The sequence below is a fragment of the Mesorhizobium dulcispinae genome, from assembly GCF_033977345.1.
Classification (GTDB): Bacteria; Pseudomonadota; Alphaproteobacteria; order Rhizobiales; family Rhizobiaceae; genus Mesorhizobium; species Mesorhizobium dulcispinae.
Genome location: NZ_JAVIIY010000027.1, coordinates 44,266 through 53,751, shown reverse-complemented (window position 1 = coordinate 53,751; position 9,486 = coordinate 44,266). Strand labels below are relative to the sequence as shown.

Annotated in this window: 10 protein-coding genes and 1 tRNA gene; 5 read left to right on the top strand and 6 right to left on the bottom strand. The window is 64.2% G+C overall.

From position 1 onward, the window contains the following. Positions 1–94: 94 nt before the first annotated feature. Positions 95–379, bottom strand: a complete 285-nt coding sequence (locus RFN30_RS30545) for a PilZ domain-containing protein (RefSeq protein WP_320265715.1) — start codon at positions 377–379, stop codon at positions 95–97. 166 nt (positions 380–545) lie between these two features. Continuing rightward, positions 546–1,136: a BA14K family protein gene (locus RFN30_RS30540; protein ID WP_320265714.1), complete on the bottom strand. Its 591-nt coding sequence runs from the start codon at positions 1,134–1,136 to the stop codon at positions 546–548. Between the two features lie 165 nt (positions 1,137–1,301). Here RFN30_RS30540 and RFN30_RS30535 point away from each other — a divergent pair, with 165 nt between their 5' ends. Next, a complete protein-coding gene (locus tag RFN30_RS30535) occupies positions 1,302–2,417 on the top strand; it encodes an endonuclease/exonuclease/phosphatase family protein (RefSeq protein WP_320265713.1) in 1,116 nt (371 codons plus the stop codon). Further along, positions 2,417–3,142 (top strand): hypothetical protein, encoded by a 726-nt coding sequence (locus RFN30_RS30530; protein ID WP_320265712.1) that lies wholly within the window; start codon positions 2,417–2,419, stop codon positions 3,140–3,142. Before RFN30_RS30535 ends, RFN30_RS30530 begins: the two co-directional genes overlap by 1 nt. A 4-nt stretch (positions 3,143–3,146) precedes the next feature. Here RFN30_RS30530 and RFN30_RS30525 read toward each other — a convergent pair whose 3' ends face one another. Continuing rightward, positions 3,147–4,220 (bottom strand): 1-aminocyclopropane-1-carboxylate deaminase, encoded by a 1,074-nt coding sequence (locus tag RFN30_RS30525; RefSeq protein WP_320265711.1) that lies wholly within the window; start codon positions 4,218–4,220, stop codon positions 3,147–3,149. 147 nt (positions 4,221–4,367) lie between these two features. Between RFN30_RS30525 and RFN30_RS30520 the strand changes: the two genes are divergently transcribed. Further along, a complete protein-coding gene (locus RFN30_RS30520) occupies positions 4,368–4,844 on the top strand; it encodes an Lrp/AsnC family transcriptional regulator (RefSeq protein ID WP_320265710.1) in 477 nt (158 codons plus the stop codon). A gap of 41 nt (positions 4,845–4,885) precedes the next feature. On the opposite strand, the gene RFN30_RS30515 is transcribed toward RFN30_RS30520, so the two are convergent. From RFN30_RS30515 to RFN30_RS30505, 3 genes are read right to left on the bottom strand one after another with little or no spacing between them, the layout of a single operon-like run. Further along, positions 4,886–6,103, bottom strand: a complete 1,218-nt coding sequence (locus RFN30_RS30515) for an ABC transporter permease (protein WP_320265709.1) — start codon at positions 6,101–6,103, stop codon at positions 4,886–4,888. Then, positions 6,100–6,804 (bottom strand): ABC transporter ATP-binding protein, encoded by a 705-nt coding sequence (locus RFN30_RS30510; protein ID WP_320265708.1) that lies wholly within the window; start codon positions 6,802–6,804, stop codon positions 6,100–6,102. Before RFN30_RS30510 ends, RFN30_RS30515 begins: the two co-directional genes overlap by 4 nt. Positions 6,805–6,807: 3 nt before the next feature. Continuing rightward, a complete protein-coding gene (locus tag RFN30_RS30505) occupies positions 6,808–8,094 on the bottom strand; it encodes an efflux RND transporter periplasmic adaptor subunit (protein ID WP_320265707.1) in 1,287 nt (428 codons plus the stop codon). A gap of 133 nt (positions 8,095–8,227) precedes the next feature. On the opposite strand from RFN30_RS30505, the gene RFN30_RS30500 reads away from it, so the two are divergent. Both RFN30_RS30500 and RFN30_RS30495 read left to right on the top strand, forming a co-directional pair. Continuing rightward, a complete protein-coding gene (locus tag RFN30_RS30500) occupies positions 8,228–9,130 on the top strand; it encodes a PhzF family phenazine biosynthesis protein (RefSeq protein ID WP_320265706.1) in 903 nt (300 codons plus the stop codon). A 161-nt stretch (positions 9,131–9,291) separates the two neighbouring features. Continuing rightward, positions 9,292–9,367, top strand: a tRNA-Lys gene (locus tag RFN30_RS30495). Positions 9,368–9,486: the final 119 nt, after the last annotated feature.

The window sequence follows — 9,486 nt, the reverse complement described above, 5'->3', positions numbered from 1 at the left end:
GAACCGCTCTATCTCTTTGTTTTTACGCAATTCCGGACGGAAAACCGTTACACACTTTTCCTGGAATTGCTCTGGTCCAACGCCGACCGTTCTCTCATCCATAGTGCCAATGCGGCTTCGGCCCGGTGCCGGTGAACTCGATGCCGATGCGGCCGTCGCGGCGCCAGCGGACGATCGCCTTGTAGCCGATGCCGTCGGTCGGCACGTAAAGCAGGAATTCGTCGGGCACGCGGGCCTCGATCGGCACCTTCAGCTCGGCGCCACCGGGATGCATGTTGCGCACCGTGCACTTGACCTCGGAATTGTTGATGCCGGTCAGGATCGCCGCGCCTTTCAGCACGCGTTGCCTGTGCTTGCCTCTCAACTCGTTCTCAGCCATGGCGGGCATGTCCTAGCGGATCGCGGCACGCGATCCTTATGTGGGGCACCGCACCACCAATAGACGCCCCCGCTAAATTTAAGGTTATTGCCCTGCAGGCGAATGCTTTTGCCGAAAAAGAAACGGCGCCGCGATGGGCGCCGTCTCATTCTTGCTGCCGACCGGCTCAGATATAGGGCGAAATGCACTGCCGGCGCGGGCCGTAGTAGGGCTGGAAGGTGTTGTCCCAGGCCCGGTAGGACCGGTAGCGGTCGTAGCACCATTGGACATGGGCCCTAGGGAGCCGCTCCGTCCGGTAGATGCGCCGCGGCTGGTAGTAGCGCGGATAGGGGTCATAATAGTAGGGATCGTAATAGCTGTTGTAGGCTAGGCTGCCCAGGCCAAGGCCCAGGCCCAGCCCCAGAAGGGCCGCGTCGCCGCTATCGAAATGCCGATGATGGCGATGATGCCGCCAGCGCCAGTCGTCGCCATCCCAGTCGCGGGAGAAATGACGGCCGCGCCAGTCGCCGCCGCGCCATCTGAAATCGTGGCCCCGCCAGTCGCCACCGCGCCGCCAGCGCCAGTCATACATCTGCGGCGAGTAGTTGTTGCCGCCGGCCCAGCTGTCGCGGACAGGTATGATCGTAGGTGCCGCCGTGCTGGTGGCGGTCGAGAGATCCGGCTGCAGGATCGGGCCGGCAATCGACGGCGCCGTCAGGCCCGCAAGGAGACCCAGGGTCACGAGGCCGGATCCAAGGGAAGACAAGAGCGGTTTCATTTCACTCTCCAAGGAGTACAGGCCCCACGCCCAGCATACCCCGGGAAGAGGCCTATTGATGGGACTTTCCGTCTGAACGGAGGATGAACGGAAAGGTTCCGTCAACCATAACGCGCATGCGCCGGCCCTTGTGTTCGCCTTCGCTTGCGGGCAAAGGTCTCGGCCATGTCGCTGCGCCTCGCCACCTTCAACGTCGAGAACCTGATGAACAGGTTCGATTTCTCCGGCTATCGCAACCAGCTCAACGAGGACCGCACGCTGGCGCTGTTCGATATCCGGAGCGAGGCTGAGTACAGGCTGCTCGAACAGGCGCGCATCATCGCCCAGTCCGATGACACCCGCCAGCTTACCGCGCTCGCCATAGCCGCGACCCGCGCCGACATCATCTGCATGCAGGAGGTCGACAACATCGAGGCGCTGAAGGCCTTCGAATATGGCTATCTCTTCAAGATGATCGGGCAGGGCTATCGCCAGAAATACACCACCGCCGGCAACGATTCGCGCGGCATCGACGTCGCCGTGATGATGCGCAACGAGACCGCGCAGGGGCAGCCGATCGAATTCGTGCGCATGACCAGCCATGCCTATGTCACGTTCGAGCAATTCGGACTGTTCACGCCGGAGCTGGCGGCGCTGGGGCATCTGGCCAACGAACGCATCTTCCGGCGCGACTGCCTGGAAATCGACCTGACGGTTGGCGGCGTGCCGCTGACGCTCTACCTGGTGCATTTCAAGTCGATGGGCTCGCCGCGCAACGGACTCGACGGCCGCGAGGCGACGATGCCGCTGCGCATCGCCGAAGCGCAGGCCGTGCGCCGCATCATCGAGAATCGTTTCGGCAAGGACCATGCTGCCGACAAACGCTGGGCGATCTGCGGCGACATGAACGACTACCGGCAGCGCGTGAAGATCGAAGGCGATAGCTTCGACGGCTATCGCTTCCAGGTCGTCGACGAAGCCCAGTCCTCGATCAACGTTCTGACCGCCGGCGGCTTTTGCGAAAATGTCGTGGAGCGGCGGCCCGAGATGGACCGCTGGAGTTTTTATCACACGCGCGGGCCGGAAGAGCGGCATCTCTGCCAGCTGGATTACATCCTGCTGTCGAAGGCGCTGGCGGCGAAGAACGCCACCGCGGTTCCGGAGATCATCCGCCACGGCCAGCCTTGGCGCACCATTTTTCCGTCCGGTCAGGAAGTCGAACGTTTCCCGCGGGCCGGGTGGGACAGGCCGAAGGCCTCCGACCATTGCCCGGTGGTGATCACCCTGGACATGGCCTCCTGATGAGTTTCGACCTGCCGCGCAACGTCATCTTGCCGGTCGACGCAGTCGACGTGCGGCTCGACCCAAGTCCTCATCCCTTCGAACGAGACAACCAGCCGGCGATCGCCGAGAACTGGCAACGCGAAATGGCGGCGAAGCCGGCACTCTACGACGGCACGGTGGTGTTGCTTTCGGCGCTCGCCTATCGCGACAGCCGGCTCATAGGCCGCTGCCATGCGGTGAGGTACTCGACCTTCATGCTGTGGCGCAAGAACAGGGAGCTCAGCGGCGCCGAACATGCCTATGCGCATGCCGTGCTGGTCGCCGGCGACAATGCGCTGGTGGCGATCCGCATGGGCTCGCACACGGTGAACGCCGGCCGCGTCTACTTCGCCGCCGGCTCCTTCGAGCCGATCGATTTCCGCGACGGCCTCGTCGATGTCGACTTCAACATGATCCGCGAGGTGGGCGAGGAGACCGGGATCGATCTGTCAACGGCTCAGCGGGGCAGACGTTATCACGCGCTGTCGACGCCGAGCGGCACGGTCATCTTCCGCCGCTATCATGTTGCCGAGCCGGCCGAAGAGATCGCTCGGCGTATCAGCGCCTTCGTTGCCGCCGAGAGCGAGCCGGAGATCGATGGGCCGGTGGTCATTCGTAATGCCGCCGACCTTCCCGACGGGCTGATGGGGCATATGAAGCCGCTTATCGAGTGGCATTTCGCCGGCGGTGGCGACGCCGCCTAAGTCTTCACGGAAAGAGCGGCGGCAACGCGTCGTCGAGCCCTCCTTTCGCGGCGCCGCCGTCGTCCTTGTAGTAATAGCTGTAGCCGTTGATGGCCGGCGCGCCTCCAAGATGCGCGTAGAGGATTTTCGATCCCTCGGGGAAAAAGCCTTTCCTGGTCAGATCGATCAGGCCCTGCATCGATTTCCCCTCATAGACCGGATCGGTGATCATGGCCTCCGTGCGGGCCGCCAGCCGGATCGCGTCGTTCGTGGCTTGCGACGGAATACCGTAGGCCGGATAGGCATAGTCCGGATTGATCACGATCTCGTCCTCGCGGACGGCGCGACCCAGTTCGACGAGGGCGGCGGTGTCGTCGACGATGCGGCGAACTTGCGCGCGGGTTTGTTCCGGCGTCCCGGAGGCGTCGATGCCGATCACCACCCGGTCGGCGCGGTTTTGCGCGGCGAAGCCGACGATCATGCCGGCCTGCGTCGACCCGGTCACGACACAGACGATGATGTAGTCGAAGGTGAAGCCGAATTCGGCCTCCTGCCTGGCGACCTCCTCGGCGAAACCGACATAGCCCAACCCGCCCAACTTGTGCACAGAAGCGCCGGCCGGGATCGGATAAGGCTTGCCGCCCGCGTCTATCACCGACTGGATCGCGTCCTGCCAGCTCTTGCGGATGCCGATGTCGAAGCCGTCGTCGACAAGACGGCTGTCCGCGCCCATCAGGCGCGTCAGCAGGATGTTTCCGACGCGGTCGTAGACCGCATCATAATGCGGCACCCATTTCTCCTGGATGACCACGCATTTCATGCCGATCTTGGCGGCCGTCGCGGCGACCATGCGCGTATGGTTCGACTGGACGCCGCCGATCGATACCAGCGTGTCGGCGCCGGCGCGAAGAGCGTCGGGCACGATATATTCGAGCTTTCGCAACTTGTTCCCGCCCATGGCGAGACCGGAATTGCAGTCGTCACGCTTTGCGTAGACTTGCACCTTCCCGCCCAGCGCCGCGCTCAGGCGCGGCAGATGCTCGATCGGCGTCTGGCCGAAGGTCAGCGGATAGCGTTCAAACTTGTCGAGAAGTGACATCGATTTGCCCTCCACCGTGGTCGTTTTCGATGGGCAAAGGATAGACCAATTCCCGCGAAAGGTGCTCTCGAACGGGCACTCAAAGTTTTGCACTTTCCTCCAAAATTGCGCTAACATAGATATATTCATTCAACTTGGCGGGCGGAAATGGAAGAATCTTCCACTCCGGCTCTCGATCGCATCGACGTCAAGATCCTGCGGGCCCTCCAGTCCGAAGGACGGCTGACCAATACGGAGCTGGCGATCCGGGTGAATGTCAGCGCCGCAACATGCCACCGTCGCATGCAGCGCCTGTTCGAAGAGGGCTACATCACAGGAGTCAGGGCGGAGATCGCGCCGGCAGCGGTAGGGCTTGGCGCGCTGGTGATGGTCGGCGTCGTGCTCGACCGCTCCACGCCGGAAAGCTTCGCCGCCTTCGAGGAGGCCGCGGTCAAGCTCAAGGAGGTGCTGGATTGCAATCTGGTGGCCGGCGACTTCGATTATCTGCTGAAGATAAGAGTTCGGGACATGGCCGATTTCAACAAGCTGCACGGGCAGAAGCTGATCGCGCTGCCGGGCGTGCGGCAGACGCGGACCTTCTTCGTCATGAAGGAGGTCAAGGAGAACGCGCGGCTTCCGTTCTGACAGGCCCTGCAAGCCAAGGCGCGGCAAAAGCCCCATGGGCTTTATTCGTGCCGGAGCGCGTCGATCGGGTCGAGCCTTGCGCCGCGCAAGGCCGGGAAGAAGCCGAACACCATGCCGATCAGTGCCGAGAACCCGACGGCGAGCAGGATGACCGCCAAGCTCGGCGCAAAAGGTATCGTCAACGTCGCCGAGGCAAGGCCGGCGAGCGCCAGTCCGATCAGGATGCCGATGATGCCGCCGAGCAGCGACAGCACCGTCGCCTCGACCAGGAACTGGATCAGGATGTGCTTTTCGTGCGCGCCGATCGCCAGCCTGATGCCGATCTCGCGCGTGCGCTCGGTGACCGACACCAGCATGATGTTCATGATGCCGATGCCGCCGACAAGCAAGCTAACGCCGGCGACGGCACCCAGCATGCCGGTCATCGTCGTGGTGGCGCTGGCCATGGCGTCGGCGATCTGGGTCATGTCGCGGATCGAGAAATCGGGATCGCGGTCCGGCGTGATGCGGCGCGTGTCGCGCAAAATATCCTCGACGCGCGGCTGCAGTTCGGAGGTCGGCGTCCTGTCGTCGGCGGCGATGTAAATGTTGTCGATGTCGCGGTTGCCGGCGATGCGCCGCTGGTATGCAGCTAAGGGCATCAGAACGACATTGTCCTGGTCCTGGCCGAAGCCGGTATAGCCCTTGGGCTCCAAGAGGCCGATGATCCTGCAGGAGGTGCGGTTGACGCGGATGATCTCGCCTTCCGGATCGCCGGCGCCGAAGAACTGCTGGCGCACTGTCTCGCCGATCAGGCACACGCCGGCGCCGGCGCGGGTCTCGGAATCGCTGAAGGGGCGGCCCGAGACCAGCTTCCAGTCGCGCGCGTCGAGATAGGCGCTGTCGGTGCCGGTGACGCCCGACGTCAGGCTTTCCGTGCCGAAGATGACGCGCACCTGCTTCTGCGAGGCGGGCGCGATGGCGCGGGCGCCGCTGAGATGGGCGACCAGCGCTTCAACATCCTTGGCGGCCAGCGGTCGGGTGACCTGATCGAGCCCGCCCGGCCCGCCGGGGCCGGCGGGACGGCCGGAGCGGACGACGAGCAGGTTGCTGCCGAGCTTGGAAATGTCGGCCTTGACCTTCTCGGTGGTGCCCGAGCCGATGGTGAGCATGGCGATGACCGCGGCGACGCCGATGACGATGCCGAGCAAGGTCAGGAACGAGCGCAGCACGTTCCGGCGGATCGAAATCAGCGAAAGGCGGACGGTTTCCCAGATCATGCTGCCTCGGCTTCCGCTGTATCCGAAGCGACGTGGCCGTCGAGGAAGCGCACTGTGCGCTCGGCATAGTCGGCGACATCTGCCTCGTGCGTGACCATGACGATGGTGAGGCCGAGCTCGGCATTCAGCCTGGTCAGCAATTCCATGATCTCGTGCGTACGCGCGGTATCGAGATTTCCCGTTGGCTCGTCGGCGACGAGCAGCGTTGGCCTGGTGACGATGGCCCGCGCGATCGCGACGCGCTGCTGCTGGCCGCCCGAGAGCTCCCCCGGCGTGTGATGCTCGCGCCCGACCAGCCCGACCTGGGCTAGCGCCTGCATGGCCAGGTGTCGGCGCTCGCGGGCTGAAACGCCGCGATAGATCAGCGGCAGCTCGACATTTTCCGCGGCCGTGGTGCGCGGCAGGAGGTTGTAGCCCTGGAAGACGAAGCCGACATAGAGATTGCGCAGCAGGGCGCGGCGGTTGCGGTCGAGCCGGCCCGCATCGACGCCCATGAAGCGGTAGGTTCCGGCCGTCGGCGTGTCGAGGCAGCCGATGATGTTCATGGCCGTGGACTTGCCAGAGCCGGACGGCCCCATGATGGCGACGAACTCGCCTCTGCGGATGCCGAGATCGACGCCGGCAAGCGCATGCACGCGCGCCTCGCCCTCGCCATAGCTCTTCCAGACCTTGTCGAAGGTGATGAGCAGGGGAGCGGACACGAGTCAGCTCCGCTGCTGCGAGCCGGTGATGACCTCGGCGCCTTCCGCGAGGCCGGATGTGATCTCGGTCAATTCGCCGTCGGTCGAGCCGATCCTGACATTGATGGGATGCGGCCGACCGTTTTCCAGCACATAGAGGGTGCGCGAGCCGTCGGCCGGCACCTTGGTCGCCTCGCGCTGCCAGTTGGGACGGCCCATGCGGCCGGTGAACAGGTCGCTCAGGCTCCAGCCGCGTGCCGCCTGTTGGGCCGGGCGATAGCGGAAGGCTGTGGCCGGCACGGTGAGCACGCCCTTGGCCTGCCTGGTCACCACGGCGACCGTGGCGGTCATGCCCGGCCTCAGCAGAAGCTCGCTGTTGTCGACTTCCAGCCGTGCATTGTAGGTGACGACGCCGTCAGTGGTGACCGAGGCGTAGGAGATGTCGCGGATCTCGGCGTCGAAGGGACGGTCCGGGAAGGCGTCGACCGTGAAGCGGGCATGCTGGCCGGGCTTGACCTGGCCGATATCGGCCTCGTCCACCGCCGCCTGCAGCTCCATGTTCCGCAAATCGGCGGCGATGACAAAGAGCACCGGCGCCTGCAGGGAAGAGGCGACCGTCTGTCCGGGATCGACCGAGCGCGTGAGCACGATGCCGTCGATCGGCGCGTAGATGGTGCTCTTGGCAAGGTCGGTCTGCTGCGCCTTGAGGTCGGCCTCAGCGATGGCGAGATTGGCCTCGGCGCTGTCGAGTGCCGCCGTGGAGCGGTCGCGCGTCGCGGTCGCCGCCTCGAGCGACTGGTCCGTCGCCATGCCGCGCCTGGTGAGCGCGCTCGCGCGGACCACCGCGTTCTCGTTTTCCTGCAAGGTCACCTTGGCGTCCTCGACGGCCGCCGCTGCCGCCTTGGCCGAGGCGGTAGCACGCTCGATCTGGACCTCGAGCTTGGCGGTGTCGAGCGTTGCCAACACGTCGCCCTTCTTGACCTGCTGGTTCTCGTTGACCGCGACCGAGCGGACGATGCCGGAAAGCTCGCTGGAGATGTCGACCTGCGTCAGCGGCTGCAGCGTGCCGGTCGCCGACACCTGGACGATCAGGTCGGCGACTGCCGCCGGCGCGGTGGTGTATTCGATTCGGGGCGGCGAGGCGGCGTTCCACCGGTAGACGCCGATCGCGGCCGCCGCGATCGCCAGCGCCAGCAGCGCGTAAAGCCAGCCGCGCCGGCGCTTGCGTCTCACGCCTTTGCGGTCGAGTCCGAGAGCCGTCTCGATGGAAGTATCGGATTCTGCGTTTGGCGGATTGACAACCTGGTCCACCCCGGACCCCTATAGCGAAAAATTGATGTCCCTATCCATGCACAGATCAGGCCTTAAGGTTCGAATTTCAAATTAAATTTCCCTCATGTTGGGATTGAGGCAGAAATTCGGGGCGAGGCGGAAGGTTTTCTCGATGGCGCGCAACTACTTGCTTTACGATGTGTTTACCACCGAGCGGCTGGCCGGGAATCCGGTCGCCGTGGTGCTCGACAGCGAGGGGCTGGACACGGCCGCCATGCAGGCGATCGCACGCGAATTCAACTTGTCCGAGACGGTTTTCGTGCTGCCGCCCGAAAATTTCAAGCACCGCAACCGTATCCGCATCTTCACGCCCGACTACGAGATGCCGTTCGCGGGCCACCCGACGGTCGGGTCGGCGATCGCGCTTGCCGAACTGGCAGGGGCGCCGGCGGGCGTCTTCGTGCTGGAGGAGAATATCGGTCCGGTACGCTGCGCGGTCAGCACGCATGATGGCGCCACATTCGCCGAATTCGACCTGGCGAAACTGCCGGAACCGTTAGAGCTCAAGGCCGATCCCGAAGCGATTGGCGCGGCGCTCGGCCTTGCCCCGCACGAGCTCGGCTTCGAGAATCACCGCGTCGCCTTCTGGTCGGCCGGCGTGCCTTACGTGACCATTCCGGTTGCGGATCTTGAGGCGGCGGCCAAGATCAGGCTCGACAACCAGGCGTGGTCGGAACTTGCGCCGCGCAAGAGCGAATGGGCCTTCGCCAGCCCTTATGTCTATTGCCGCGAGTCGGTGCATCACGACAGCGCCTTCCATGTCCGCATGATCGTGCCCGGTACCCCTTCCTACGAAGATCCGGCGACCGGCTCGGCGGCGGCCGCCTTTGCCGGCGCCATCATGCATTTCGATGCTCCGACGGACGGAATCTCGCAGCTTTGGATCGAGCAGGGGCTGGAAATGGGCAGGCCCTCGCGCATCCGGCTCGAACTCAATGTCGACGGCGGAAAACTGGCCTCCGCGCGCATCGGCGGCCATGCGATCAAGGTCGCGGAAGGCAGGTTGTTTGTCTGACGCCTGCGGCCTTTTTCGAGCGGGCATGATCTTTTCCGAAAACCGGGAATCCACTTTTCGGGATCATGCCGTGCCGATTTGTCGGGAAATGATCCTGCAGGGCTAGACATCGCCGAATCCGGCGGCTATATGCGCCGCCGACGCTGGGTTTCCGGCGGTGTGGGTGTGTAGCTCAGTTGGTAGAGCAGCTGACTCTTAATCAGCGGGTCCACAGTTCGATCCTGTGCACACCCACCATTTTTCCTCTTAAATTCGATGCAAAACCCTCCGCTCGAAGCGGCCGGCTGCTCAGGCGGCGTTGGGATATGAGGCCGCTGAAGTTTGACCGGCGAGTCGCCCGTGAGGGGCAACCCGCC